Genomic DNA, 26997 nt, shown 5'->3' with positions numbered 1-26997 from the left:
CCCTTCATCATTCTTAATGGTAAAAGTTTCATTTAAAAAGCCCCAAAAATCCATCTTTATAACTCGCAGAAACTTCTATTTCTGCACCATCTTGTAAAAGAATTTCGCCGTTCTTATGATAAGATTTTACAAAAGTTGTATTCACAATATGCGAACGATGAACCCGCACAAAAGGCTTTTCTAACAAATCATCGAAATGTTTCAGAAAGCGACAAACCATTTTTTTTGTACCGTCAATTAAATAAACTTGAGTGAAATTTCCATCTGCTTGTAGCCGAACAATATCTTCCGTTTTCACCACATCAAAACCTTGTAAAGTGGGCAAAATGAGTTGCTGTTTTTCTGGTTGTAATTTGAGATTTTCTAATAGAATTTTATTGCGATTAAAACTTTCCTTCTTCTCTACACTTTCTACAACTTTATTCACCGCCAAAATTAATTCTTGAATGTCAATCGGTTTCAAAATATAATAACTCGCAGATTTATTTAATGCTTGCAAAGAATACTCGGAAAACGCTGTGATAAAGATCGTTTCATAAGAAAATTCACTCGTTGCTTCTAGCACATCAAAAGCATTTCCGAAAGGCATTTCTACATCCAAAAACACCAATTGAGGTCGTTTTTCTGCGATTAAAGGAATGGCTTCTTTGATGTTTTCTGCTTCCCCCAAAATCTCAACTTGCGGACAATATTTGGTGAGATAATTCCGCAGAACTTCTCTTGCAATCTTTTCGTCGTCTATTATTACTGCTGATATTTTCATATACTTGAAATTCGAGGTTTGTGGTTAAATGTTCAAAGTTTTAAACCCATAGAGGACAAAATTATCTAAATTATTTAATAACATCTGTGCAAATCTGTGAGATCTGTGGGCAAATTTTCCGCACAGATTTCACAGATTTACACGGATATTTTGCTGATAAAAAAAAAACATTGGTCGCCAATTGAAAATAAAAATCTATTGTTTTATTCTAAATTCATTTTCAATTCCACCAAAACACCATTCTCAGAATCTTTTACCTCACAAATGATATTTCTTTTATACAAATCATTCAGCAGTTTTATACGTTCCAAAGTATTTTTCATTCCGCGTCCTTCTCGATTTTTTTGGTGTTCAGTTTTTTGTTTTTTACTTTCTTCAATGCCAATTCCATTATCTTCGATAGTGATTTTTAAAGTATCTATTTCTTTTTCAAAATTTAGTTTCAGAAAACCTTTTTCGGTTCTATACCGCAATCCGTGCCAAATTGCATTTTCTAAAAAGGGTTGAATCTTCATTCCTGGAATCAACAAATTTTGCTGATTCAAATTTTCATTTACCGTAATTTCAAACTCAAATTTATCAGTGAAACGTGTTTTTTCAAGGGAAAGATAATTGGTCAATAAATCTAATTCTTGCGAAAAAGGAATGAAATCTTCCGTAGAATTTTCCATCACGCCACGCATTAATTTTGAAAATTTGGTTAAATATTGGTTCGCTTCCAATTCATTATTGGTTGCAATAAATTGATTAACAGAATTTAAACTATTAAAAATAAAATGCGGATTCATTTCTCTTCGCAGAGATTGCAAGGCGATTTTTTTGTTTTTAATCTGCACTTTCTTCAAGGTTTTAAAAATGAAAAATACCAAGCCAGAAAGTAAAAGCAACGCAGCAATTAATGCATAATTAAAGATATTTTTCTTCCGAATGAGTTCATCTTTCAATTGCTTTTCCTTTTCTAGAAGAGCAATCTTATTTTCCGTTTCTTCCAAAATTTTTGAATCCACTAAACCTCGATCGTTTTGAACCAGATTGGGCAATTTTGCCAAGAAATCTCTATATAAAAGCATTGATTCTGTAGTATTTCCCGCAGATTGGTATAAACTATCGAGTTTTTCTACAGATTTTTGGGCTTCCAAAGTGTGGCCTTTTTCCAACGAAATTTGATACGCATTTTTAAATAATTTGATCGCTTCATTCACATCATTTTTTTGTAAATAAATATCTGCCAATTCTTGAATTTGATTTACATTTTCTTCAGAATTTCCTTTTACAAAATCTTCTTTTAAAACTTGTTTTTTAACCTCAATTGCTTTATCAAAATTTTTATTATCTACATATAAATCCGTCATTTTTTGGTTGATAACAATGGCTTGACTTGGTTGCGAAGTTTTAGAAATTTCGTAGGCATTATTCAGGTTTTCTGCAGCTTTCGGAATGTTTTTTTGTTGAACATTAATTTCTGCGAGGTTAGAATAATCTTTAGCCAATTCATCAGAATTAGAAGATTCATCATTCAAAATTATATTTCCTTGAACGGCTTTTTCCTTCGCTTCCAAAGATTTTGAAGCAACCCGAGAATAATCGTTTCTGTTTGTAATTTCTTGCTTTTTAGATTTGCTAAAACTTGCCGCTTTTTCATAATTTGCGGCAGCACTTTTGGTTTTATTTTGGCTTTCTTGGGTTTGCGCTAATTTTCTGGAAACAGTGGCTAAACCATTTTTATCTTTAGTTTTTTCGTAAATATTTTTTGCTTTATTTAAATTCTCTTCGCTTTTAGAAAAGTTGCTTTGATTAAAATAAGTATCTGCAATCGAAATATAAATTTCCGCTTGTTTTTTTACATCATTGTTTTTGATGGCATTTTCTAATTGATTGGATTGGCTTTTAATTTCAGACACTACATTTGAATTTTGCGCAGAAAAAATTCCACCAAAAGACAAAAGGAAAATCAGGAAATAATTTTTAAAAATTTTCACAATACAAAGATAGATATATAAATTGTCTATCAAATACGCTTCACCAAGTGAAAAGCGAGATTCACCAAGTTTGCCAAAAATCGCTGCTTCATAATCCTAAATTTGCTTCATCATTAAACAAAAATATTATGAAATCGCTAACATTCATCGCACTTTTAAGCATTAATACAATTTGCTATTCTCAAGTTTCTGGTAATATAAATTACAGAACAATTAACGATTTTTCGCAAAATGCAGTCGTTGTAAGTCCACCAAGAGATGGCGAAATTTACATCAACGTGAAAGGAATGGCCAATGTAAAAGCAGACCAATTTGTTGCTATTTTCAGCGTTACGCAAACGGGAAAAACGCAAACTGAAGCCAATCAAATTATAGATGAGAGAATTTCTGAATCTTTAAAACAGATTAAACTTCAAAAAAACGTGGAAATTTTTACAGATATGATTTCGTTTGTGCCAGTTTACGATTACGAAACCGTGAGAAAATTGTTTAGTAAAAGAACCTACAACGAAATTCCAAAAGGTTTTGAAATTAAAAAAAACATTCATATTAAATTTTCTAATGCGCAACAATTAGATGGTTTTATAAAAAATCTTGCAGAAAATGAAATTTACGATTTGGTTCGCGTAGATTATTATTCCACAAAATTAGACGACATAAAAAAAGAAGTTTCAGCCAAAGCAAAAACGATGCTTGCAGAAAAAGTAAAAAGTTACGAAACTATTGCTGCTCAAACTTTTATAAACGAAGATAAAACATTTTCCGATGGTTTCATCACCAAACTACCGGTGGAAATGTACAAATCTTATGAAGCGTACAACAGTTCTTCGCTCGATCTTGTTCGTTCCTCGAATATCAATCAGGTTTCAAAAAATTCAACCATTTATTATCAACCTATTTTCGATAAAGATTTTGATTTTGTACTAAATCCTGTCGTTTTAGAACCCGTCATTCAGATAATGTACGAGGTGAAAATGAAGATTAAAAAAGTGCAGACCAACAAGAAAGAATATTTAATAATGAATTCTAATGGCGATTTAAAATCATTCAATATTCCAAAATAAACCATTCACCAAGTGAAAACCCCGATTCACCAAGTTTGGAAATTTCGGGGCCATTATTTTGATAGTTTTACTACAGAAATCAACAAATACTTCTACAATGAAATCCTATTTCTTCATCCTAATCCTCTCTTTTTCATTCTTAAATGCACAAGAAATTAAAAAAGAAATCACCGTAAAACAAGCCACCGTTTTTTTGCAAGGCGCCAAAGTTTTTGGAAACACTCAAGTGAATTTAAAAAAAGGCAGAAACCTGGTGAAAATCATCAATCTTCCTAATGATTTAGATGAAAACACCTACAAAATCAATTTAGAAAAGAACACTACTCTACTTTCTATCACGCCTTTTAATAATTATTTGAAAGCAAATGAATTGTCTGAAGTGGAAAAAAAATTGGATGTTGAACTCAAGAAAAATCAGAGGTTAATCAATCTTTTAAATATTAAAATTAATGCTCTTTCTGGCGAAAAAAACATCATTAATGATAATCTAAAAATTTCTACCAATGATAAATCTACACCGCAAGAACAATTGATAAAACTCACTGAATTTTATGGAAAAAGAATGCTGGAAATAGAAAACCAACTCTATTTGCTGAATGAAGAAAAGTCTGCTTTAAATGAAAATGTATCAAAATTCAACAAACAATTGGCAGAAGAGCAAACCAATAAAAATTTGAATAAAAAAGAATTGATTTTAGAAATTCTTGCCGAAAATGACATGAATTTTGATTTAGGTGTAAGCTACATTGTTGCAAACGCAGGTTGGGTTCCATCTTATGATTTGAAAGCAATTTCTACCAAAAAACCTCTAGAAATAATTTATAAAGGAAAAATTTATCAAAAAACAGGACAAGATTGGACCAATATAAAATTATTTGTTTCTACCTACAAACCAACTTATAACCAAAATCGCCCAATTTTATCACCACTTTATGTTGCAGAATATACGGCTCATAATTATGATGAAGTAAAAAAAGGTTACGCAGAAAAATCTGTTTCAATGGAATCTAATTCTTATCAAATGCGACAAGATGCAGCACCAGTTCAAATTCCTGTAGCGACGGTTTCAGATAATCAAATGAATGTTTTGTATGAGCTGAATTACAAGCAAAATATCATGAGCCAAGAAAAGGAACAATACGTAATTCTGGACAAGAAAACTGTGGATGCAACCTACAAATATCACGTTGTTCCGAAAATAAATAATCAAGTTTTCTTGATGGCATTTGTGAAAAACTGGCAAAATTTGAACTTGATTTCTGGAGAAGCGAATATTTATTTTGAGGAAAATTACATCGGCAAAACCAATATTACAAGCAATTATGTAAAAGATGAATTCCCAATTTCTTTAGGAGTTGATGAAAGAATTGTGGTGAAAAGAATTAAAGTTGAAGATAAAACTTCGCAGAAAATCCTGAATTCTAACAAATGGGAAACCGAAACTTTCCAAACAAGCATCAGAAATAATACGAAAGAAACCATAGAATTAGAGATTTTGGATCAACTTCCAATCAGCGAAAATTCAAAAATATCGGTGAAATCTTTAGAAATTGGCAACGGAGTTTTAGACGAGAAAACAGGAAGTATTCTTTGGTCCAGAAACATTTCGAGTGGGGCAACCGAAAAAATTGATCTTTCTTACGAAGTAAAATATCCGAAAGAAATGCAGATTAGGTATTATCAAAGGTAGAAGTCGGAAGTTGGAAGACCGAAGACCGAAGATGGAAGATGGAAGACTAAAAGATAAAATTGAGAATTAAAATCAAATAAACCCAAAACAATTTCTACATACTTAAAACCTCTGACTTCGGACTTCGGACTAAATAAACAACAACTTAAAATAAAACATTATGAAAAAGAACTTTTTAATCACAGGAATTTTAGCAAGTACAGTTCTTGCTTTTGCATCAGTAAAATTGGGAAATAAAACAGAAATAAACCATCGAAATTCTGTAGAACCAAAAATTGAAAATCCAATTTCTGCAAATAATTTAGCGGAAAACACCATTCAAGTTGCTATTTTATTAGACACTTCCAGTTCTATGGACGGTTTGATCGATCAAGCGAAATCTCGACTTTGGAACATTGTAAATACTTTGACCACTTTGAAATACAACGGAAAAGCACCAAAAATAGAAATCGCCTTGTACGAATATGGAAACGATGGAATTTCGGACAAAAATTGGATACGAAAAGTAACACCTTTAACGCAAGATTTAGATTTAATCTCTGAAAAATTATTCGCCTTAAAAACCAATGGCGGAACCGAATATTGTGGTGCAGTAATTAAAGATGCTACATCACAATTAGAATGGAATAATTCTGACAAAAGCATGAAATTGGTTTATATCGCAGGAAATGAAGCCTTCGATCAGCAAGGAATTAATTATAAAGAAGCAATTGCAGATGCGAAAAAGAAAAATATTTTCATCAATACTATATTCTGCGGAAACAGAGAAGAAGGAATCCGAACTTTCTGGCAAGATGGAGCGACACAAGGTCTTGGAAAATATTTCAACATAGATTCTAACCAAAAAGTAGTGTTTATTGCAACTCCGTACGATGATAAAATTTCCGATTGCAACGTGAAATTAAACGAAACATACATCAGTTACGGAAGCCAAGGAATGGAGAAAAAAAGAATGCAAGCAGTACAAGATCAAAATGCAGCATCAATGTCTAAAGCAAATGCTGTAGAAAGATCGGTTGCAAAAACAAAATCTGCTGCATACAAAAACGAATCTTGGGATATGGTGGACAAAGCAGAAAGCGACAAAGATTTTTTAGGAGAAATTAAAAACGAAGAACTTCCCGCAGAATTACAAGGAAAAACCAAAGCAGAAATTGCTAAAATAGTAGATAAAAACAGCAAAGAGAGATCTAGCTTACAAAAACAAATTTCAGAATTGGCGGTAAAAAGACAAACATTCATTGATGCAGAACTTAAAAAACGTGGAAATTCTGAAAGCGATGATTTAGGAAAAGCCATAGAAAAATCTATCTTAGAAATTGGCTCTAAAAAAGGATATACTTTGTAGAAATTCTTTAAATCAAACCACATTAACCTTGCAGAAATGCGAGGTTTTTTTCTTTAAAAAGGAGAGAAATTTACAATTAAGATTTTGTTAAGCGATTAAGGTTATTAAGATTTACGACGGAAATTATAAACTAATTTGCCCTAATGTTTACTTTATAAACACACTAATTCAACTTATGTGTTAAAAAAAATCTGCAATATTTCAAAAAACTTTGTAGTGAATTTTAGTACTTAAACATTAACTTTGGTTTTCAAAATAAAAATTTGACAAACAAAAATCTTGATGCCCAAATAATAATCATTGGTGGAGGTTTAGCCGGACTTACTTCTGCTATACATTTGTCAAAATTGGGTTTTAGCGTCATTGTAGTAGAAAAAAATTCTTATCCGAAACACAAAGTTTGTGGTGAATACATTTCTAATGAAGTTTTACCCTATTTTTCTTGGTTAAATTTAGATATAGAATCACTAAAACCAACACACATCACCGATTTTCACTTCAGTTCAGAATCTGGGAAAATGATAAAAACCAAACTTCCATTGGGCGGTTTTGGCATCAGTCGTTATACTTTAGATTTTGAATTGTACAAAAAAGCGCTTTCTCAAAACTGCAAGATTCTGCAAGAGCAAGCAAATGAGGTTCATTTTAAAGATGAAATTTTTGAAGTACAATTATCCAACGGTAAACTTTTAAAATCTAAAATAGTTCTCGGAAGTTTCGGAAAAAGATCTAATTTAGATGTTGAATTGAAACGGAATTTCATCACAAAAAAATCGCCTTGGCTTGGAGTAAAAGCACATTACAAAGGAAATTTCGCTGATGATTTGGTTGGATTACACAATTTTCAAGGTGGTTATTGTGGAGTTTCGAAAGTAGAAAATGATAGGATTAATATTTGTTATTTAACGGATTATAAATCATTTAAAAAGTATAAAAACATTGATGAATTTCAGCAAAAATTACTTTCTAAAAATCCATATTTAAAAGAAATTTTAGAAAATTCTGAAATAATTTTTGAAAGACCATTAACGATTAGTCAAATCTGTTTTGATGAAAAGGAAAACGTAGAAAACCATATTTTAATGATCGGCGATACCGCGGGTTTAATTCATCCACTCTGCGGAAACGGAATGGCAATGGCAATTCACAGCGCAAAATTGGCATCAGAAGAAGTTGCAAAACTTTTAATAAATGAAATCACCCGAACTGAAATGGAAAAAAACTATGCTAAAAATTGGGACAAAAACTTCAAAAGCAGGCTGCAATTTGGTCGAATTTTAGGAAAAACTTTTGAAAATGCTACACTTTCTGAAATCTTAACCAAAAGCATTACGTATCTTCCATTTTTACTTCCATTTATTATCAAAAAAACACATGGCAAAGAAATACTTTAAACTCAAAGTTTAAAATGAAAATCATCCGTGCAAATCTGTGAAGTACAAATCGAATTTTAAAATAAAAAGTTAAAACAGTAATCCCTGCAAACCTGTGATATCTGTGAGCAAATTTTCAAAAAATTTTTCAATAATTAAAAAACTATCCACAAAAATATGCCTTTAGATACAACATATAGAACAGATTTAGAAGAATCTATGGACGATTTTTCCATGGATAATGAAGGTTTGGTAACTGCTCTAGACGATATCGCAAGAATAAATCATCTTTTGGGTGGAAATTCCGTTACTTTAAATGGAGTAAAAAAAATCATAAAAAATCTACCAAATACAAAAGAAATTACGATTATGGATTTCGGTTGTGGAAACGGCGATATGCTAAGAATGCTTTCGGATTATGGCAAAAAAAACAATCTAAAATTTAATCTAATAGGAATTGATGCCAACGAAGCCACCATTCGTCACGCAGAATATTGCAGCAAAAACTACGACAACATCAGCTATTTAGCCGAAGATATATTTTTGTTCAATTTTTCTAAATTTAGTATAGATATTGCACTAATTACACTTACCTTACATCACTTTAAAGACAAAGAAATTTTAAATTTAATGCAAGTTATTTTTAAAATCGTCAACAAAGGTATTATCGTAAATGATTTAGAAAGAAGCAAAATAGCTTACCGACTTTTTCAAGCCATAATTTTCGTTTTTAGATTAGAAAAAATGACTGCAAATGATGGTTTAATTTCTATTTTAAGAGGATTTAAAAAGCAAGATTTAACCAAATTTTCTAAAGAATTAGGTTTTAAAAATTACAGCATCAAGTGGAAATGGGCTTTTCGTTGGCAGTGGATTATTGAGAAGTAAAAATTAATAAAGAAAATGAGATTGCTTCGTACCTCGCAATGACAGTTCACTGTTTTTGCTTTGTAAAAGGAGATTCTCGCAAAGAAATATGAGCGTAAAAATAGTAACAGTAGCCAAACAATTACCAAAATTTTCTCGGAAAACATCCGAGGTTTTGCCGTTTTTAGACCAATGGCTTTTCGGACAAGAAGATCGTTTCAAAAGAAAAATAAAAAAGATTTTTGAAGGAGCTGCAGTAGATGAACGCTATTCTATAATGGATCCAGCGGAAGTATTCACCGCAACATCATTCGAGCAAAAAAATAATATCTACGCAAGAGAAGTTGTTCTTTTAGGCGAAAAAGTTTTGGAAAAGGCTTTAAAAAAAGCAAATTGGGATCCTCAAAGTTTAGATTACATCATCACTGTAAGCTGCACCGGAATTATGATTCCTTCTTTAGACGCTTATTTAATTAATAAATTGAATCTTCGCCAAGATATTGTGAGATTGCCAGTTACAGAAATGGGATGTGCAGCAGGAGTTTCTGGGATTATTTATGCTAAAAATTTCTTACAAGCAAATCCTGGTAAACGTGCCGCGGTAATTGCTGTAGAAGCGCCAACTGCTACCTTTCAATTAGAAGATTTTTCTATGGCAAATATGGTAAGTGCAGCCATTTTTGGCGATGGTGCAAGTTGCGCATTGTTAAGTTCTTACGAAGAAGATTTGGGCCCGAAAATTTTGAGCGAAGAGATGTATCATTTCTACAATAATGAACATATGATGGGTTTTCAACTCACCAATTCTGGCTTGAAAATGATCTTAGATATTGAAGTTCCCGAAACTATTTCTGAACATTTTCCAGATATTGTGCATCCATTTTTAGCGAAACAAAATCTGAAAGTAGAAGATTTAGATTATTTAATTTTTCATCCAGGTGGCAAAAAAATTGTGCAAATGGTAGAAGGTTTATTTAAAGATTTGGGTAAAAATATAGATGATACCAAAGAAATTTTGCGACTTTACGGAAATATGAGCAGCGCCACAGTTTTGTATGTTTTAGAAAATATAATGGATAAAAATCCGCAGAAAGGCGAAAAAGGTTTGATGTTAAGTTTCGGACCTGGATTTTCTGCGCAAAGAGTATTATTAGAATGGTAGAAAATAAGCAAAAATATTGGGCAATAATTTTAGGCGGAAGTTCTGGTTTAGGCTTGGCTTCCGCGAAAAAATTGGCGCAAGATGGTTTTAACATTTGCATTGTTCATAGAAATGCGCGTTCAGAAATGGCAGAAATTTTACAAGAATTTGAAAAAATAAAATCTCAAAATATTTCTTTTGTAAATTTTAATCTAGATGCTTTAAATATTGATAGTCAGCAAAAAATTATTTCAGAATTTAAAGAAGTTTTGGGTGAGGCTAAAGTAAAAATTTTGGTTCATAGCATTGCAAAAGGAAATCTGAAAGCGATGGTTTCCGAGGGCGATTCTATATTAAGTTCGGATGATTTTATGATTACCTTCCAAGCGATGGCAGTCAGTTTGTACGATTGGACGCAACTTTTATTTCAAAATAAATTATTTGCAGAAGACGCTAGAATTATAGCTTTCACAAGTGAAGGCAGCAGCAAACCTTGGAAATATTATGCGGCAGTTTCCGCCGCAAAAGCCAGTTTGGAAGCCATTTCTAGAAGTATCGCTTTAGAATTTGCACCATTTGGCATTAAATGCAATTGCATACAAGCAGGAGTTACCAATACACGATCTTTACAAATGATACCCGGAAGTGAAAATTTAATTAAAAATTCTATCGAAAGAAATCCTAATAAAAGATTGACAACACCAGAAGATGTGGCTAATGTGGTGAGTTTACTATGCAAAGACGAAGCAAATTGGATTACGGGAAATATAATTCCTGTAGATGGCGGCGAACATTTACAATAAAAAAAATCAGCCCAAGAAGGGCTGATTATTTTTAATAAATTTTAAAAATTTTCTAAGATTTTAAAGCGGGATAATCCGTGTAACCTTTTGCGCCCGGAACATAAAAAGTATCTGGATCAGCTTGATTTAAAGGTGCATCAACTGCAAAACGCTCAACCAAATCTGGATTTGCAATATACGGAACACCAATAGAAATTAAATCAGCCAAATTTTCTTCAAGTGCCTTATTGGCAGTATCTTTCAAAAATCCACCATTAATCATGAATGTACCTTTATAGATACCACGATAATGTTTGGCAATTTCAAAAATTGCTTTTTGAGGATGGTCCCCTTTTTCTGTAAAACCACTAAAATGAAGGTAGGCTAAATTGTAATCATTCACCTTATTCACCAAATATTCAAACATTTCCTGTGTTTCTTCATCTTTCACCATTCCAAAAATCCCGTCGAGATCTGGCGCAAGACGCAAACCAATTTTATCAAAAGAAACTTTTTTTCCAATAGCATCTAAAACTTCAAACAAAATTCTTCCTCTATTTTCAATAGAACCGCCATATTCGTCTTCTCTTTTATTAGAAGTTAAAGCAAAAAATTGATGAAATAAATATCCGTTTGCTGCATGAATTTCAATTCCGTCAAATCCTGCTTTAATAGCGTTTTCTGCAGCTTTCACAAAATCTTCTGTCGTTCTTTTAATATCTTCTAGTGTCATTGCTTTTGGCGCAACAGTATCTTTAAAACCGTTATAGGTGTAAGATTGAGAATCCGGATTTACTGCAGATGGCGCTAAAGGAAGATTTCCATTATGAAAATCTGGATGCGAAATTCTACCAACATGCCACAATTGTGCGAAAATTTTCCCACCCTTTTCATGTACTGCATTTGTTATTTTTTTCCAAGATTCTGTTTGTTCGTCTGTATAAATACCCGGAACATTGATGTAACCAACAGATTCTGTACTTATATTGATGCCTTCAGTGATAATTAAACCAGCCGAAGCTCGTTGTGTATAATATGTTTGCATCAATTCATTCGCAAGATGATTTTCATTGTCTGCACGGCTTCTCGTCATTGGTGCCATTGCAATTCTATTCTCTAATTGTAATTTATCAGAGCTGTATTTTTCTAAAATTTTCATTTGATATATATTTGAATTTATTAAATAATCTTACGCAAAATCTATGCTAAAAATCTTGTGGCATATTTTTAAAAAATATCAATTTGATAAATAAATTTTCTTTTATTGACGAAATAATCTCGATAATGCAATATATTTTTCGCATCTTCACACTATTGAACATTATTAATGAAATTTGAAGAAATACTATCAAAATTGCCTTATACATCACCATTTTTATTCGTGGATGAAATATTGTCGTTAGATGAAAATGGAGTAATCGGAACTTTCTTTTTTAATGAAAGTTTAGATTTTTACAAAGGGCATTTTAAAAACAATCCCGTAACGCCAGGAGTAATTTTAACGGAATGCATGGCGCAAATTGGTTTGGTATGTTTGGGAATTAATTTAAGTGAAAACTTAACAGACAAAAGTTCGGTTGCATTATCATCAACAGAAATAGAATTTCTAAAACCAGTTTTCCCGAATGAGAAAGTAACTGTAATTTCAGAAAAAGTATATTTCAGGTTTAATAAATTGAAATGTAAAGTTGTTATGAAAAATGAAAGAAATGAAATCGTTTGTGAGGGTTTGATTGCAGGGTTTATTAAATAGAATTTTTCTTCTATTTGTTGAAAATTGTTGCCCACGGATTTCACGGATTTGCACAGATTTATTACGTAGAAAAACCGTGAAAATCTGTGAAATCTGTGGGTTGATAAAGTATATTTTAATTTTATTAAATTGAAAATTTTTGCCCACGGATAACACTGATTCGCACAGATTTGTGATGTAGAAAATCCGTGAAAATCTGTGAAATCTGTGAAATCTGTGGGCTGATAAAGCATATTTTATATTCATTAAATTGAAAATTTTTGCCCACGGATAACACGGATTCGCACAGATTAGTGATGTAGAAAATCCGTGTTATCCGTGGGCTACAAAAGCCTTGTAATAAAATAATATGAGTAAAATAAGAGTCGTAATTACAGGAATGGGAGTAGTATCACCAATTGGAAACGAATTGGAGACTTTTCTATCTGCTTTAAGAACTGGAAAATCTGGAATAAAATTCGACCAACAATTGGCAGATTTGAAATTCTCTTGTCAAGTTTCTGGCACACCCGAAATTTCCGAAGAGAAAAAAAGAAATTATTTTACAGAATTAGAACTACGAAATTTCAATTCTACCGGAATTTTATATGGTGTAATTGCCGGATTGGATGCGTGGAAAGATGCAGGTTTAGAACCATCAGGAAGCGAAAAACCAGACTGGGAAAGCGGAACAATTTTCGGCACAGGAACTTCTGGAATTGAAAAATTTCGGGAGAGCATTTATAAAATAGACGATTTACAAACTAGAAGATTGGGAAGCACCGCAGTTTCTCAAACCATGAATAGCGGAATTTCGGCTTATTTGAGTGGGAAATTAGGTTTGGGAAATCAAGTTACCACCAATTCTTCTGCTTGCACCACCGGAACAGAAAGTATTTTGATGGCTTTTGAAAGAATAAAATCTGGCAAGGCAAAACGAATTCTGGCAGGAAGCACAAGCGATTCTGGACCTTATATTTGGGGCGGATTTGATGCTATAAAAGTCTGCAATTTTAAATCTAATGATCGTCCAGAATTGGCTTCAAGACCGATGAGTACAAGTGCTGCAGGTTTTGTACCAAGTAGTGGTTCTGGTGCATTTGTGGTAGAAAGTTTGGAATCTGCGCAAAAAAGAGGTGCGAAAATTTATTGCGAAATTTTAGGTGGAAACGTGAATTCTGGTGGACAAAGAGGTGATGGAAGCATGACAGCACCCAATTCTGAAGCCGTGCAGAAATGTGTGAAAGATGCGATTTTGGATGCAAAAATTTCTGCAAATGAAATTGATTACATCAATGGACACCTTACTGCAACTTCAAAAGATGCTCTAGAAATTGAAAATTTAACCAAAGCTTTAGCAAGAAAAGGTAGCGATTTTCCATTTATAAATTCTACGAAAAGCTTGATTGGGCATTGTCTTTCCGGTTCTGGAAGTGTAGAAGCTGTGGCTACCATTTTACAACTTAAAAATAATTTTGTGGCACCAAATATCAATTGTGAAGATTTGAATGTAGAAATTGAGCAACTTATAGGCAGAAAATCTATTCCTGCAGAGATAATTTCCACCGAAATAAAGACTGCAATGAAGGTAAGTTTTGGCTTTGGCGACGTGAATGCTTGTGTAATTTTTCGCAAATATTTAGATTAATTTTATAATTACGATATTAATAAAATAATCTATGATTTTTATCAATAATTTACCAATATTGTTTTATTTAACAAATTATTGAAAATTTGGCAGTAAATTTGCAATTAAAACTACGAACAAAAATTAAAGATATGACAACAATAATCATCGGATTATTTCCAACACAAGAAAATGCTAAAAATTTAGCCGCAGATTTAGAAAAAAATGGTTTTAGAGTACAAGATTACATCGTGTACCTCACAAAACCTGAATACAAAGAACAAAACTTTTGGGAAAAATTATTTGGGGAAAGAACACCACAAATTAACACCAATGAAACTGATAAATTAATTGCCAGTGTTTCTATAGACAACGAACAGCAATTAGAAATCGCAAAAAATATTTTCGCTCAACATTCTGTAGAACATACCTATGAATTTGATGATGTAACTATTGTAGAAGCACAAAATTTAGATTATTTGAAAGCTAAGGTTGCTTTAAGAGCAAAATCCGAAGTCTATTCTACTCAATTGAAAAATAAAAAAACAGCACAAAATATACATCAAGGAGCAGGTGCCGAATTTTCTTTCGACGCTTTCTAGAAAATAGTATTTTGAAGTTATAAACCGAGATTTTTCTCGGTTTTTTTGTGTAAAAATTTTAATTATTAAAGTAAATTTGAGTTAAATTTTAAATGTTATGAATTTCTCCCTTCAAGAAATATTAGAAAATGAACTAGTGAAAATAATTCCGCTAGAAGAAATTCATTTCGGAAAATTGTTTCAATTGGCAAAAGATGAGGAAGTTTGGAGTCAACATCCTAACAAAAACAGATTCCAAAGAGCAATTTTTCAAAACTTTTTTATAGGTGCGATAGAAAGTAAAGGTGCATTTTCTATTATAAATAAAACAACAAATCAATTTATAGGCAGTACAAGATTTTATAATTTTAATGAAATTGAAAATAGTATTTTCATTGGCTACACATTTTATGGAAAAGAATTTTGGGGCAAAAATTATAATGCAATTGTCAAAAAACTAATGTTAGATTATATTTTTAAGTATGTAGAAGTGGTGAATTTTCATGTTGGAACTGAAAATTATCGTTCCCAAAAAGCGATGAAAAAACTGGGAGCAAAAAATCTTGGCACTTTAGAGATTGCATATTTTGGCGAGGAATCTAAGTTAAATATTTTATACAAAATAAAAAAAGTAGATTGGATAGAAAGTAATTAATTTTCGTACATTTAAAATTAAAATTTAGAAGAAAATATGGAAAAAGAAGAAATGCTTTCGAAATTAAAAGCGATTATAAAACCTTATGTGAAAAATGATGAAGCATTGGAAAACCTTACAGAAAATACGGATTTCATTAATGATTTAAATATCAATTCTGCAAATTTGGTAGATGTAATTCTTGATGTGGAGGAAGTTTTTGATATAGAAATAGACAACGAATCGATGGAAAAAATGATAGACGTAAAGGCTTCTTTATCCATCATTGAAGAAAAATTAAATAAATAACACTACCCTTTTTCCATGTAAATTCTTTTAATAAAAAAATTTTAACTATCTTTAGTACAAAGAAATAGAGAGAATTATTGAACGATTGTTTTAGTCTATTTCAAATATTAATTTAAAAAAACTAAATATTATGAATACTAAAAGCATCGTAGGATTATTTAAAAAAGAAGGAAATTATTTACAATTGGCAAGAGAACTTTCTGCACAAGGTTTTGTGAGAAATGATGTGAAAGTAGAAGAAGATACAGATGATGTTTTCTTTTTATCTGTAGAATTAAAAAATGAAAATTCTTTGCAACAGGCAAAAAAAGTATTTGAAGTACATCAACCATTGCAAATGCATGAATTTCCTTTCGTAGCAGAAAATGCGAATAGAATAAGAGAATATGTAGCATCAGCTGCAAGAGCTCGCATTTCTAGTGCGCCAACAATAAAAAATCACAGCCACGGAACAGATGGTTTGAATGCCGAAGTAATTGCAGGCATATGAAAATAGCAGCAAAAAAATTAAATAAAATCTCTGCAAATTTTCAGAGATTTTTTTTATGATTATAAAAGAAAATATGTAAATTAGTACATCATTAAAATCCTTAACAGAAGATGGCATACGATATAGAGCAGGAAAACAAGGAAATCCTCGCAAGATATAAAGATTTAATTTCAGACACCTACAGATCTTTGGACGAGGAACAAAACAAACGCATCCGAAATGCTTTTGATATTGCACTAGATGCACACAAAGACCAAAGAAGAAAAACAGGCGAACCATACATTTACCATCCAATTGCAGTTGCAAAAATAGTAGCTACAGAAATTGGCTTGGGCGCAACATCTATAGCTTGTGCTCTATTGCATGATGTGATAGAAGACTCTGAATATACATATGAAGATTTAAAGAAGATTTTTGGTGAAAAAGTAGCTGATATTGTAAACGGCCTGACCAAAATATCGGTGATGAACCACCAAAATATTTCTGTACAAAGTGAAAACTACCGAAAATTATTGCTTACGCTTTCAGAGGATTTTCGGGTAATTTTAATAAAAATTGCAGATCGGCTTCATAATATGCGAACTCTGCAAAGTATGGCGCCAGATAAACAGAAGAAAATAGCCGCAGAAACAGTCTACATTTATGCTCCGCTTGCACACAGATTAGGATTGTACAATATAAAATCTGAATTAGAAGATCTCTCTTTGAGCTACAACAATCCAGAGATTTATAATGAAATAACATCAAAATTAGAAACTGCAAAAGAAAATAGAGAGCGATATATAGAAGAATTTAAAACAGAAGTTACTGAGAAATTAAAAGAGGAAAATATTAAATTTTTCATAAAAGGCCGGGCAAAAGCCATTTCCTCCATCTATCGAAAAATGCAACAGCAAGGAGTGCAGTTTGAGGAAGTATTTGATAATTACGCTATAAGAATCATTTATAAATCTGATGCGAAGAATGAGAAATTTTTAGCTTGGAAAATATATTCTATCGTTACAGATCTATACAGCAACAATCCTCACAGAATGCGAGATTGGATTTCTCAACCTAGGTCTACTGGATACGAGAGTTTGCATCTCACGGTTTTAGGACCAGATAAAAAATGGATAGAAGTGCAAATTCGCTCCGAAAGAATGGATGATATTGCAGAAAAAGGCGTTGCAGCACATTACAAATACAAAGAAGGATATCGCCAAACTTCAGACGATCAAAAGTTTGAACAATGGGTAACAGAAATTCGAGAATTACTGGAGCATCAGCAAAATTTTTCTACCACAGAACTTTTAGATAATATTAAATTAAATTTATATTCCAAAGAGGTTTTTATATTTACACCAAAAGGCGAAATTAAAATTTTACCTGCAGGTTCTACAGCCTTAGATTTTGCGTTTGCCGTACATTCAGATTTGGGTACAAAATGCTTGGGAGCAAAGGTAAATAGTAGGTTGGTTCCCATTTCGCATGTATTGCAAAATGGAGATCAGGTAGATATTCTCTCTTCTCAAAACCAAAAACCAAAGCAAGATTGGCTGGATATTGTAACCACATCTAAGGCAAAATCTAAGATAAAGCATTACCTCAATTCAGAAAAAAACCAATATGTACAGGAGGGAAAAGAAATGCTGCAAAGAAAGCTTCGCCATGCAAAACTTAATTTTAATGATGAGGAAATAAATAAAATCCAGAAATTTTTTGATCTAAAAACTTCTCAAGAGTTATTTTTAGCATTTCAAACTGGTAAGTTGGATGTGAGTGATATTCGGAAATATATTGAAAGCAAAAGTGTTTTCAATAATTTGCTAAACAGATTTAGAAAATCTCCTACAAAAAATACCACTTTTGAAGAAGTTCCAGATAATAATTTAGACTTGATCGTCTTCGGGAAAGATGAAGAAACATTGAAGTACAGCTCTGCAAAATGTTGCAACGTAATTTCTGGGGATAAAATCTTTGGTTTCATCACGATTTCTGATGGGATCAAAATACACAGCGATAGTTGCCCGAATGCTATTAATCTTCGTGCACAATATGATTATCGTGTAATTACCGCAAAATGGGTGAACTCTGAAAGCTTTAAAAATAGAGTTAAAATTGAAATTGAAGGATTGGATAGAATGGGTATGATCAACGATATAACTGCAATCATCAGCAATGCTATGAGTATAGACATGAAAAGTATGTCCATATCTTCTAACGATGGAGTTTTCACAGGCTCTATCAATCTTGAGGTGAAAAATAAAAAACAACTGGAAGAAACCATCAAAAAACTAAAAGAAGTAAGTGGTATTAATAAAATTATCAGACTTTAAAATTTCTCTTTAGGAATATTTTGACTTTTCATTTCATCTAAGGACAGTTTTTCTAGCCGAGCTGTTCTCAAAGCAAAATTTAATTCATTGCCAAATAGCAACAGATAAACGTTGACGTTTACCCAAACCATCATCAAAATCATGGTTCCAATGGATCCATACAAAACATTGTATCTCGCAATATTTGCTACAAAAATTGCGAAAAGATAGGTGGTGGTAAAAAATAAAACAGTTGTAAGAAGCGCTCCTGGTATAGCTTGCCGAAATCTTTCGATTTTTACAGTACCAAGCCAATAGAATAGTGTGAGTAATAAAAAATAGAAAATGGGAAAAGAAATTAATCCTATTATTTTTGTTAAATTTCCTACAAACCACGAAATATCATAAGTAGGAGTAAATAGTTTTAATACAACTTCGGAATAATAGACACCGAATAAAGAGAGTAAAACAACGCTGATAAAACCCACAGTGATAAAAAATGAAATGATGAACTCCTTCACATCACTATACTTTTCTTTAGACCTTTCGTTAAAGCCATTGATGACGGCAAAGGTTCCATTCGTAGCAAATATTAGCGCAAAAATAATTGTAAAATTACTTAAGCTAGAAGTTTTTGGGATAATGTTGGTCTGTATATAATCTACAACTTCTGTATTTATTTTCCCAGGAAAAACGTTTTGCAGAAGTACTTCGAAAATATAAAATTGCAGCTTGTCATAATGCGGTAAATAGGGTAATATCGATAGAAGAAAGAGTACGAATGGGAAAAGTGCAAGTACAAAACTCCAAGAGATGGCGGCCGCTTTTCTGCCTATTTTATCTTTAAAAACCCCTTGAAAATAAATTTGAAATATTTTCCAAAACGATATGCCCAAGTATGGAATATGTATTCTATCTAGAGAAATTTTTATTTTTCTAACAAATCTGGGAGCTTTTAAGCGCATTCAAGTATATTTGCGTAAACAAATATAAAGAATGAAATCACCATTCACAAATTTAAAAGCAAAGACTAATAAAGTTATGGTGGTGCATGTTTGTCTTTTATAAAAGTAATATTACGTATGAAAATAAATTTATGGTGCATTGGCAAAACGGATCAATCTGAAATTGCAGATTTGGTGAAATACTATGAAAATAGACTCCCAAAACACTGGAACTTTGAAATTAATTTTATCCCTGATGTGAAAAATGCTAAAAACTTATCGCCAGAATTATTAAAAAAGGAGGAAGGAAAACTATTGCAAAATGGAATAGAAAATGCGGATTATACGATACTTCTAGATGAGAATGGAAAGCAATTTACCAGCAGAGAATTTTCTGATAAATTAAATTTCTGGATGAATAGTTCTGTGAAAAAAGTAAATTTCATCATCGGTGGTGCTTATGGATTTTCAGACGAAATGTATGCGCTTGCAAATGAGAAAATTTCTTTATCAAAAATGACTTTCACACACCAAATGATTAGGTTATTCTTTGTTGAGCAGCTTTATAGAGCAGATCAAATATTAAAGGGAAAACCCTATCACAATGATTAGTTGGCAGCACAAGGTTGAAAACCAAAGGCTAAAAATTTTAATTCTTATAGATCGTTTTCTTTGCCAAAGTAGCAAATAGACCACCCAATAGAAAGCCTACCAAAGCTCCCATTCCCACATCAAAAGGATAGTGCACACCTAGATATATTCTGCTATAAGAAACTACACAAGCCCAAATAAACAGGAAATAGGGAAAATACCCAAATCTATTTTTTAGTAAGATAGCAAGAAATGTAGCTAGAAAAAATGAACTAGAAGCATGAGCAGAGTAAAATCCAAACGTGCCGCCACATTCAATATTTGGTCGCATCAAACCTACCAAACTAGGATCATGGCATGGGCGAAGCCGCTTTATCAATTCTTTAAATATACCAGCCAATTGATCTGTAATAGTAATGCCAACCGCCACAAAAATTATTATAAAAAATAAAGATTTAAGCTTAAAACTTTTAGTTAAAATGAATAATAAAATACCATAAAATGGAACCCAAATCCATTTATTGGTTATTAATTTCCAAAAATGATCATACTCTGGACTTCCTAAATTATTAAGAAAAATAAATAATTGACGATCCAATTCTAGAAATTCATGCATATTATCTGCTTACTGGTCCTTGATGATCGTCTTTCAGTTCGTTGGCTTTAGAGATTTTTCTTTCCTCATCAGACAAAATCTCCTTTTGAAACTGATCTCTAAGATCAAAATCTTTAGCAGATTCTTTCATTTTATCGATCTCATTTTTAATTTCGGAAATAGGATTATCTGTTTCCTTCATTATTTCTGTTTTCACATCTTCCATTGCAGCTTTCATTTTTCGTATTCCAGAACCTAAATCTCTCGCAATAGTCGGTATTTTTTTGGGTCCAAATAATATAATGATTGCTAATACAATCATTGCCATTTCCATGAAGCTTAATTCCATTGATGAGAATCTTTTTGGTTAATATAAAATTTTAAATACAGTAAAATATAGAAGTGTAGTAGGGATAATATTTTAGAAATATTTTTTACACTGCAAATTTAATTAATTAAATAATGCAAAAACTAAACATTGCTATTATTTTTTATAAAAGCTCTGCGTGCAAAGAAAATACTTGCCGCAAATAGCAGAAATGCCATAAAAAATGGTGCACCAGAAAACTGAAATGGCGCTTCTTTGTGCGTGAAATAGAAAAATAAATTCGTCATCAATGGCGGACCAACTATGGCCGTTGCACTTATCAAACTGGTGAGTGCGCCTTGCAATTCTCCCTGTTCAGATTTGGCAACTCCACTGGTAATCACAGATTGCAACGCAGGACCAGCAATACCTCCCAAACAATAGGGTACCAAGAATACAAACATCATCCAAGCATCTGTAGCAAAAGCGAAAAGCAACATACCAATAGCATACAAAGCCAATCCGTAATAAATGCTCTTCTGATCTCCAATTTTAGGATTCAACCAACGCACCAAACCACCTTGCACAAGACCAACCAACAAACCGACTACTCCAAGGGAAATTCCCACCATTTTTTCTGTCCAAGAAAATTTGTACATCGTATAAAAACTCCAGTTGCTTTGCACCGCATGACCTGCAATATAAACCAGAACCAAAGTAATAACCAAACTAGAAATCTGTGGATTCTTCTTTAAAAATTTAAAAGAACCAACAGGATTTGCACGTTTCCAATCAAACTTTCTGCGATCTTCTTTAGGCAAACTTTCTGGTAGAATAAAATAACCATAGAGAAAATTAATTAAACACAAAATAGCGGCAGCATAAAATGGAACCCGAGCTCCATACTGACCGAGCAAACCACCGATGACGGGACCAATAATAAAGCCCAAACCAAAAGCTGCTCCTATCATTCCAAAATTCTTCGCACGGTTTTGGTCCGTAGAAATATCTGCAATGTAGGCAGTGGCTGTAGAAACGCTCGCACCCGTAAGTCCTGCAATTATTCTTCCTACAAACAACCACGTAATTGTTGGCGCCAAAGCAAGCAAAATATAATCTATACTAAAGGCAAAAAGTGAAATAAGAATAATAGGTCTTCTCCCAAATTGATCGCTTAAATTCCCAACAACTGGCGAAAAAACAAATTGCGTAAAAGCATATCCAAAAGAGATCCAACCGGCATATTTTGCAGCCTCGCTGATATCTCCGTTTATCAATTCCTTTATCAATTGCGGTATAACGGGAATAATGATGCCCCATCCTGTAATATCTATCAAAATAGTGATGAAGATAAAACCCATCGCTGCAGATTTTTTAGATTTTTCCATACTGTAATAGCTTACTATTAGATGAACATTGTAATAATTAAACATATCCCGTGTAAAAACGGGATAAGCTTATATTTTGCCCTGGCAAATTTAGGTAATAATCAGACAAATCCATCTGAACTTCTTTAGTATTTTTTTAAGTCTTGTGAGTGCAATCTCGATAACTATCAGTAGAAATAATCCTTTGCGTTGTGGTGTGCGCAGAGATTGCTTCGTTCCTCGCAATGATCTGTGTTAATATGCAAGTATTTTAACAATAATTTACTTCATATTTTTCTTGTTTCTTTCCAATTGCAAAAGCGAGTTTTAACAACTTGTTTGCGATAGCGATTTTCACCACACGCTCTGGTTTTCCTTTTGCTATTAATCTTTCATACATGTCTTTGCACGATTTATTCCACCTTTTTGCAGACCAACTGCACATATACAAAAGTTTCCTTATTTGAGATTTTCCCATTTTGCAAATTGAACCTTTTCCTCGCACGCTGCTCCCACTTTGATAAATTCTCGGACTAAAACCTACAAATGCAATGAGTTGTTTATAGTTTTCAAATTTCTCAAAATTGTTTGTTGCAGCAATGAGCATTACAGCACTTTTCAAACCTATTCCTGGAATTGAAGTTAAACATTCTATGCTTTTTGCATAGCTTGATTTTGCCAATTTTTCAATCAATAATTCCAATTTTTCAATGCTTTTCTTAAGATTTTTTACAGAATTTATCATCTCATTTTCCAAGGTTTTATCTAATAAACCACTGCTTGTAAAAGCTTCTAATTGATTATTACTTTGGTTTACCTGTTTTTGAAGCAATTGAACACGCGTAAAATATTGCCGCATTTTTGATACCACTTCGCTATCTGGAACCCATAATCTTAGATCCTCTGCATTCTTTTGTGCATATTCTGCTATGATTTTTGAATCTGCTTTGTCCGTCTTTGCACGTTTTAATTTCGACTGTGAGTAGCGTTTTATTATCAAAGGGTTTTCTACCACAACTTTTATATCCATATTGAAAAGAAAATCTGCCAGTGGAAGATAATAACTTCCCGAAGCTTCCATCACAACCAAATCTTCTTTACCAATCAGTTTTAAAAGTTTTTTAAAACCAACTTTACCATTCTCTAAAACTACATGTTTCCAATCGGAGTTTTCTAAAAAACTTACATCAAAAACTTGCTTACTAATGTCAATTCCTATAAATTTACACATAACAAATAATTTTTTACAAGGAAAATACTACTGTAACTTATCTATCCTTAATACAGGCTTTAATGCCTCATGATCTGTCCAAGTTTATGTAGTAGGGGTAAAGTGATTTTCATTGCGAACGGTCTTTAAGACAAATGACAAGTAATAATCTTTCTCTTTACCCTTTCCTTTTTATTACTACATAAAGTTATTAATATTTAGAGATTTAATCATAATATATTATACTTATGCAAACATAGGATGACAGGGTGGGGCAATGACAGTGTGAGTGCAATGACAGCGCGGATGCAAATACAACAATAAAAAACCACCTTCATTAGAAAGTGGTTTTTTATTTAATTTTTGCGATGCTTATATTTAAGCGTGGCTTGTTGGTTTATCTAGTTTTTTATCGTCCCCTTTTTTTAAGAAATCATACGATAAAGCGGATGCTACAAATATGGAAGAATAGGTACCAAAACCAATTCCTAATAGCAATGCAAACATGAAGCCTCTTAAGTTTTCTCCACCAAAGATAAAGATAATCGTGATTACCAATAATGTGGTGAAAGAGGTATTAAATGTTCTACCAATTGTGCTAGAGATAGCACTATCAAACAATCCTTCTAATGTTGTGGATTTTCTTTCTCTTAAGTATTCTCTAATTCTATCAAATACGATCACGGTATCATTGATGGAATAACCAAGTACTGTAAGCAATGCTGCAATGAAATCTTGATTTATTTCCATATTGAAAGGCATTACTTTATAAAAAAGTGAATAAGCACCTAAAACAATGATAGCATCATGAGCAAGAGCTAAAACTGCACCCATAGAAAATTGCCATCTGGAGAATCTTAATAATATATAAAGGAAAATTCCCAACAAAGCAAGTGAAAGAGCTATAACACCACCTGTTTTGATATCGTCTGCTACGGTAGGTCCTACTTTTGTAGAAGACATAATACCATAGTTGTCTGTATCTCCACTTTTAAAACTAGTTAAAGTTGCATTTGGCGGTAAAAGAGGTTTTAAACTTGTAAATAATTTATTTTCTAAATCAAAATCCGCTTCTACAGATGCATCATCAATTTTATAATCTGTTGTTATTTTCAATTGATTGTCGCTACCATAGGTTTTCACATCTACACTGGTAGTAGATCCTGTGGTAACCAAAACTTTCGAAATTGATTCTTCTGCAGATTGTGCATCTACAGCCTTATCAAATTTCACTACATAATTTCTACCACCATTGAAATCTACTCCGAATTTAAAACCATTCACTGCGATAGAAACCAAACTTACTACTATTAAGATAGAAGAAACTATATATGCGATTTTTCTTTTGCTGATGAAGTTGATAAATGTATTTCTGAACCAATTTTTTGTAAAAGATGTCCATACAGATAAGTTTCTTCCTTTTTCTAACCAGCTAAAAATCATTACTCTACTTAAAAGTACAGAGGTGAAAAGCGTCATTAAAATACCAATTCCTAATGTCACGGCAAAACCTTTAATTGGTCCTGTTCCGAAGAAATAAAGTACAGCTGCCGTTAATAATGTAGTAAAATGACCATCTATAATAGCGGACATTGCATGTTTGAAACCATCACTGTATGCTTCTTTGATACCTTTTCCAAGAGCGAGCTCTTCTTTAGTTCTTTCATAGATAATTACGTTTGCATCTACTGCCATACCCATCGTAAGCACAACACCTGCGATACCAGGAAGCGTAAGAGTAGCATTGATAGAATCTAAAATTCCAAAAAGGAAAAATAAGTTGATAATCATAGCGATAACGGCAAAAATACCTGCACCACCATAATAGAAAATCATATATAATATAATGATAATAAAAGCAACTATAAAGGAATACATACCTGCATTCACAGATTCTGCTCCCAAAGATGGCCCTACAACTTCTGCTTGTACCACTTTTGCACCTGCTGGAAGTTTACCTGCACCCAAAACACTTACTAAATCTTGTGCTTCTTCTTGTGTGAAGTTTCCAGAGATTTGAGTTCTACCACTTGGGATTGCTTCGTTTACGTTTGGTGCAGTATAGATTACATTATCCAAACTTACAGCAACTGGTTTTCCTACGTTTTTCTGCGTCATGATGTTCCAATCTTTCGCACCTTCAGAATCCATTTGCATATCTACTACTACCATTCCCAATTGGTCATAGCTGATGTTTGCAGTTTCTACAGCGCCATCTACTGGTGCTCTTTTGCTAGCATTTCCTCTTGTAGCATACATTATAAGGCTTTGTGCATCTGTAGCTTCTGGTTTGTAGCTCCACATAAAGTCTGTATATTTAATACCTGCTGGTCTTGCATCTATAGCAATTTTGCTTTTCAAAATTTTGTTTACAACTGCAGTATCAGAAAGCTTTACAGAACCTTGACCTTGCTTAGTGTAGCCTCCCATATTTGCTTGCTCCAAGCCCATTAACTTCAAGAAGTTGGTATTTTTTGGAACTCCGATGGAATCTGCTTTTGCTGTAACTATATTATTTAATTGTGTGAAGTATGGCAATACTTCTGGCAATTGTTGAATTTCCCAGAATTGCAATTTTGCAGAAGTCTGCAACATTTTTTTCACTCTATCGATATCTTTCACACCTGGCATTTCTACAGAAATTCTTGCAGTTCCTGGTACTCTTTGCACGTTTGGTTGGGTAACTCCCATTTTATCAATACGCGTTCGGATAACTTCATAGGCAGTACCAGTAGAAAGTTCTATTCTATTTTTCACGAAGTTTTTCACCTCCGCATCAGTAGAATTGTATTTAATTTCTGATAAATTGGTATTTCCAAAAATTTCTGGATCAGCTAATTTTAGGTTTGTTCCTTTTTCTGAATTTACTTTCGCAAACTGCACGAAAAAATCGTCTATATAAGTACTGGTAGAATTTTTCTGATTTACATCTGTTCTATTTAAAGCCTCAATAAGCACAGGATTTTCTGAGTAGTTTGTAAGATTGGCAACTAAATCTCTTTGGTTGATTTCCAATAATACGTTGATACCACCTTTTAAATCTAGACCGAGTTTCATCTCTTTTTCTTTGGCTTCTGTGTAATACAACTTTGTAAAACCAAGATTAAGTGTGTCTTTGGAAAGTCTGATAATTTCCTTTTGGTATTTCACCTGATCGTTTCCCGCAAGCGCCATTGCTTGTTTTTCTGTTTTGTTTGCATACCAAGTTGGCAGCAATTCATTGATACAGATAAGACCAAGAATGATGGCTACGATTGTAATAAGTCCTTTTCCTTGCATTGTAATACAGCATTAAAATTATAGTCGGCA

At 32.5% G+C, this 26997-nt stretch carries 24 protein-coding genes; 15 read left to right on the top strand and 9 right to left on the bottom strand.

Annotated features, from left to right (window positions below; all coding sequences use genetic code 11):
* Positions 1 to 28: 28 nt before the first annotated feature.
* Together HNQ03_RS05595 and HNQ03_RS05590 are read right to left on the bottom strand one after the other, a co-directional pair.
* On the bottom strand, positions 29 to 763 hold the full coding sequence (locus HNQ03_RS05595; RefSeq protein ID WP_173778687.1) for a LytR/AlgR family response regulator transcription factor: 735 nt from the start codon (positions 761 to 763) through the stop codon (positions 29 to 31).
* Positions 764 to 966: 203 nt separating this feature from the next.
* Entirely contained in the window at positions 967 to 2664 is a 1698-nt protein-coding gene (locus HNQ03_RS05590) for a histidine kinase (protein ID WP_317170345.1), read from the bottom strand.
* A gap of 206 nt (positions 2665 to 2870) precedes the next feature.
* On the opposite strand from HNQ03_RS05590, the gene HNQ03_RS05585 reads away from it, so the two are divergent.
* The 7 genes from HNQ03_RS05585 (at position 2871) to HNQ03_RS05555 (ending at position 11028) form a co-directional block, all read left to right on the top strand.
* The gene (locus HNQ03_RS05585) at positions 2871 to 3806 is read left to right on the top strand and encodes an SIMPL domain-containing protein (RefSeq protein ID WP_173778686.1); all 936 of its coding nucleotides are present in this window, start codon (positions 2871 to 2873) and stop codon (positions 3804 to 3806) included.
* A 97-nt stretch (positions 3807 to 3903) separates the two neighbouring features.
* Entirely contained in the window at positions 3904 to 5496 is a 1593-nt protein-coding gene (locus tag HNQ03_RS05580; RefSeq protein WP_173778685.1) for a DUF4139 domain-containing protein, read from the top strand.
* Between the two features lie 160 nt (positions 5497 to 5656).
* Positions 5657 to 6844, top strand: a complete 1188-nt coding sequence (locus HNQ03_RS05575) for a vWA domain-containing protein (RefSeq protein ID WP_173778684.1) — start codon at positions 5657 to 5659, stop codon at positions 6842 to 6844.
* A gap of 263 nt (positions 6845 to 7107) precedes the next feature.
* Positions 7108 to 8238 (top strand): NAD(P)/FAD-dependent oxidoreductase, encoded by a 1131-nt coding sequence (locus HNQ03_RS05570; RefSeq protein ID WP_173778683.1) that lies wholly within the window; start codon positions 7108 to 7110, stop codon positions 8236 to 8238.
* A 156-nt stretch (positions 8239 to 8394) separates the two neighbouring features.
* Positions 8395 to 9105: a methyltransferase domain-containing protein gene (locus HNQ03_RS05565; RefSeq protein WP_173778682.1), complete on the top strand. Its 711-nt coding sequence runs from the start codon at positions 8395 to 8397 to the stop codon at positions 9103 to 9105.
* An 88-nt stretch (positions 9106 to 9193) separates the two neighbouring features.
* Positions 9194 to 10246 (top strand): type III polyketide synthase, encoded by a 1053-nt coding sequence (locus tag HNQ03_RS05560; protein ID WP_173778681.1) that lies wholly within the window; start codon positions 9194 to 9196, stop codon positions 10244 to 10246.
* Positions 10240 to 11028 carry an enoyl-ACP reductase FabI gene (locus tag HNQ03_RS05555; RefSeq protein ID WP_173778680.1) on the top strand — a complete coding sequence of 263 codons (789 nt, stop codon included), beginning with the start codon at positions 10240 to 10242 and terminating at the stop codon, positions 11026 to 11028. Before HNQ03_RS05560 ends, HNQ03_RS05555 begins: the two co-directional genes overlap by 7 nt.
* 52 nt (positions 11029 to 11080) lie before the next feature.
* Here the strand turns inward: HNQ03_RS05555 and HNQ03_RS05550 are convergent, their stop codons facing one another.
* Positions 11081 to 12166 carry an alkene reductase gene (locus HNQ03_RS05550; RefSeq protein ID WP_173778679.1) on the bottom strand — a complete coding sequence of 362 codons (1086 nt, stop codon included), beginning with the start codon at positions 12164 to 12166 and terminating at the stop codon, positions 11081 to 11083.
* A 168-nt stretch (positions 12167 to 12334) separates the two neighbouring features.
* Between HNQ03_RS05550 and HNQ03_RS05545 the strand changes: the two genes are divergently transcribed.
* From HNQ03_RS05545 to HNQ03_RS05515, 7 genes are all read left to right on the top strand, one after another.
* Positions 12335 to 12760: a 3-hydroxyacyl-ACP dehydratase FabZ family protein gene (locus HNQ03_RS05545; protein ID WP_173778678.1), complete on the top strand. Its 426-nt coding sequence runs from the start codon at positions 12335 to 12337 to the stop codon at positions 12758 to 12760.
* A gap of 349 nt (positions 12761 to 13109) precedes the next feature.
* Complete coding sequence (locus HNQ03_RS05540; protein ID WP_173778677.1) at positions 13110 to 14387, top strand: beta-ketoacyl-[acyl-carrier-protein] synthase family protein; 1278 nt, start codon at positions 13110 to 13112, stop codon at positions 14385 to 14387.
* A gap of 131 nt (positions 14388 to 14518) precedes the next feature.
* Positions 14519 to 14968, top strand: coding sequence for a hypothetical protein (locus HNQ03_RS05535; protein ID WP_173778676.1), 450 nt, complete (start codon positions 14519 to 14521; stop codon positions 14966 to 14968).
* A 97-nt stretch (positions 14969 to 15065) separates the two neighbouring features.
* Complete coding sequence (locus tag HNQ03_RS05530; RefSeq protein WP_173778675.1) at positions 15066 to 15602, top strand: GNAT family N-acetyltransferase; 537 nt, start codon at positions 15066 to 15068, stop codon at positions 15600 to 15602.
* A gap of 36 nt (positions 15603 to 15638) precedes the next feature.
* Entirely contained in the window at positions 15639 to 15890 is a 252-nt protein-coding gene (locus tag HNQ03_RS05525) for an acyl carrier protein (protein ID WP_173778674.1), read from the top strand.
* A gap of 130 nt (positions 15891 to 16020) precedes the next feature.
* Entirely contained in the window at positions 16021 to 16380 is a 360-nt protein-coding gene (locus HNQ03_RS05520) for a hypothetical protein (protein ID WP_173778673.1), read from the top strand.
* 110 nt (positions 16381 to 16490) lie between these two features.
* Complete coding sequence (locus HNQ03_RS05515; RefSeq protein ID WP_173778672.1) at positions 16491 to 18695, top strand: RelA/SpoT family protein; 2205 nt, start codon at positions 16491 to 16493, stop codon at positions 18693 to 18695.
* Here HNQ03_RS05515 and HNQ03_RS05510 read toward each other — a convergent pair.
* Positions 18692 to 19639 (bottom strand): YihY/virulence factor BrkB family protein, encoded by a 948-nt coding sequence (locus tag HNQ03_RS05510; RefSeq protein WP_173778671.1) that lies wholly within the window; start codon positions 19637 to 19639, stop codon positions 18692 to 18694. The two genes, HNQ03_RS05515 and HNQ03_RS05510, sit on opposite strands and share 4 nt — an antisense overlap.
* Positions 19640 to 19756: 117 nt before the next feature.
* On the opposite strand from HNQ03_RS05510, the gene rlmH reads away from it, so the two are divergent.
* Positions 19757 to 20230, top strand: a complete 474-nt coding sequence (rlmH, locus tag HNQ03_RS05505) for a 23S rRNA (pseudouridine(1915)-N(3))-methyltransferase RlmH (RefSeq protein ID WP_173778670.1) — start codon at positions 19757 to 19759, stop codon at positions 20228 to 20230.
* Between the two features lie 37 nt (positions 20231 to 20267).
* Here rlmH and HNQ03_RS05500 read toward each other — a convergent pair whose 3' ends face one another.
* The 5 genes from HNQ03_RS05500 to secD form a co-directional block, all read right to left on the bottom strand.
* Positions 20268 to 20825 carry a phosphatase PAP2 family protein gene (locus HNQ03_RS05500; RefSeq protein WP_173778669.1) on the bottom strand — a complete coding sequence of 186 codons (558 nt, stop codon included), beginning with the start codon at positions 20823 to 20825 and terminating at the stop codon, positions 20268 to 20270.
* Position 20826: 1 nt separating this feature from the next.
* Positions 20827 to 21153, bottom strand: coding sequence for a Sec-independent protein translocase subunit TatA/TatB (locus HNQ03_RS05495; RefSeq protein WP_173778668.1), 327 nt, complete (start codon positions 21151 to 21153; stop codon positions 20827 to 20829).
* 122 nt (positions 21154 to 21275) lie between these two features.
* Positions 21276 to 22499: a TCR/Tet family MFS transporter gene (locus tag HNQ03_RS05490; protein ID WP_173778667.1), complete on the bottom strand. Its 1224-nt coding sequence runs from the start codon at positions 22497 to 22499 to the stop codon at positions 21276 to 21278.
* 250 nt (positions 22500 to 22749) lie between these two features.
* Positions 22750 to 23709: an IS110 family RNA-guided transposase gene (locus HNQ03_RS05485; RefSeq protein ID WP_173778666.1), complete on the bottom strand. Its 960-nt coding sequence runs from the start codon at positions 23707 to 23709 to the stop codon at positions 22750 to 22752.
* A 357-nt stretch (positions 23710 to 24066) separates the two neighbouring features.
* Positions 24067 to 26967 carry a protein translocase subunit SecD gene (secD, locus tag HNQ03_RS05480; protein WP_173778665.1) on the bottom strand — a complete coding sequence of 967 codons (2901 nt, stop codon included), beginning with the start codon at positions 26965 to 26967 and terminating at the stop codon, positions 24067 to 24069.
* Positions 26968 to 26997: the final 30 nt, after the last annotated feature.

The organism is Frigoriflavimonas asaccharolytica (assembly GCF_013294015.1).
GTDB classification, from domain to species: domain Bacteria; phylum Bacteroidota; class Bacteroidia; order Flavobacteriales; family Weeksellaceae; genus Frigoriflavimonas; species Frigoriflavimonas asaccharolytica.
The sequence above is the reverse complement of the archived record's forward strand: the minus strand, read 5'-3'. Positions and strand labels throughout refer to the sequence as shown.

Excerpts from the sequence above, each read along its gene's own strand:
- HNQ03_RS05595 (WP_173778687.1), bottom strand. The coding sequence starts at position 763 with ATGAAAATATCAGCAGTAATAATAGACGACGAAAAGATTGCAAGAGAA.
- HNQ03_RS05585 (WP_173778686.1), top strand. The coding sequence starts at position 2,871 with ATGAAATCGCTAACATTCATCGCACTTTTAAGCATTAATACAATTTGC.
- HNQ03_RS05580 (WP_173778685.1), top strand. The coding sequence starts at position 3,904 with ATGAAATCCTATTTCTTCATCCTAATCCTCTCTTTTTCATTCTTAAAT.
- HNQ03_RS05575 (WP_173778684.1), top strand. The coding sequence starts at position 5,657 with ATGAAAAAGAACTTTTTAATCACAGGAATTTTAGCAAGTACAGTTCTT.
- HNQ03_RS05565 (WP_173778682.1), top strand. The coding sequence starts at position 8,395 with ATGCCTTTAGATACAACATATAGAACAGATTTAGAAGAATCTATGGAC.
- HNQ03_RS05560 (WP_173778681.1), top strand. The coding sequence starts at position 9,194 with ATGAGCGTAAAAATAGTAACAGTAGCCAAACAATTACCAAAATTTTCT.
- HNQ03_RS05555 (WP_173778680.1), top strand. The coding sequence starts at position 10,240 with ATGGTAGAAAATAAGCAAAAATATTGGGCAATAATTTTAGGCGGAAGT.
- HNQ03_RS05550 (WP_173778679.1), bottom strand. The coding sequence starts at position 12,166 with ATGAAAATTTTAGAAAAATACAGCTCTGATAAATTACAATTAGAGAAT.
- HNQ03_RS05545 (WP_173778678.1), top strand. The coding sequence starts at position 12,335 with ATGAAATTTGAAGAAATACTATCAAAATTGCCTTATACATCACCATTT.
- HNQ03_RS05540 (WP_173778677.1), top strand. The coding sequence starts at position 13,110 with ATGAGTAAAATAAGAGTCGTAATTACAGGAATGGGAGTAGTATCACCA.
- HNQ03_RS05535 (WP_173778676.1), top strand. The coding sequence starts at position 14,519 with ATGACAACAATAATCATCGGATTATTTCCAACACAAGAAAATGCTAAA.
- HNQ03_RS05530 (WP_173778675.1), top strand. The coding sequence starts at position 15,066 with ATGAATTTCTCCCTTCAAGAAATATTAGAAAATGAACTAGTGAAAATA.
- HNQ03_RS05525 (WP_173778674.1), top strand. The coding sequence starts at position 15,639 with ATGGAAAAAGAAGAAATGCTTTCGAAATTAAAAGCGATTATAAAACCT.
- HNQ03_RS05520 (WP_173778673.1), top strand. The coding sequence starts at position 16,021 with ATGAATACTAAAAGCATCGTAGGATTATTTAAAAAAGAAGGAAATTAT.
- HNQ03_RS05515 (WP_173778672.1), top strand. The coding sequence starts at position 16,491 with ATGGCATACGATATAGAGCAGGAAAACAAGGAAATCCTCGCAAGATAT.
- HNQ03_RS05510 (WP_173778671.1), bottom strand. The coding sequence starts at position 19,639 with ATGCGCTTAAAAGCTCCCAGATTTGTTAGAAAAATAAAAATTTCTCTA.
- rlmH (WP_173778670.1), top strand. The coding sequence starts at position 19,757 with ATGAAAATAAATTTATGGTGCATTGGCAAAACGGATCAATCTGAAATT.
- HNQ03_RS05500 (WP_173778669.1), bottom strand. The coding sequence starts at position 20,825 with ATGCATGAATTTCTAGAATTGGATCGTCAATTATTTATTTTTCTTAAT.
- HNQ03_RS05495 (WP_173778668.1), bottom strand. The coding sequence starts at position 21,153 with ATGGAATTAAGCTTCATGGAAATGGCAATGATTGTATTAGCAATCATT.
- HNQ03_RS05490 (WP_173778667.1), bottom strand. The coding sequence starts at position 22,499 with ATGGAAAAATCTAAAAAATCTGCAGCGATGGGTTTTATCTTCATCACT.
- HNQ03_RS05485 (WP_173778666.1), bottom strand. The coding sequence starts at position 23,709 with ATGTGTAAATTTATAGGAATTGACATTAGTAAGCAAGTTTTTGATGTA.
- secD (WP_173778665.1), bottom strand. The coding sequence starts at position 26,967 with ATGCAAGGAAAAGGACTTATTACAATCGTAGCCATCATTCTTGGTCTT.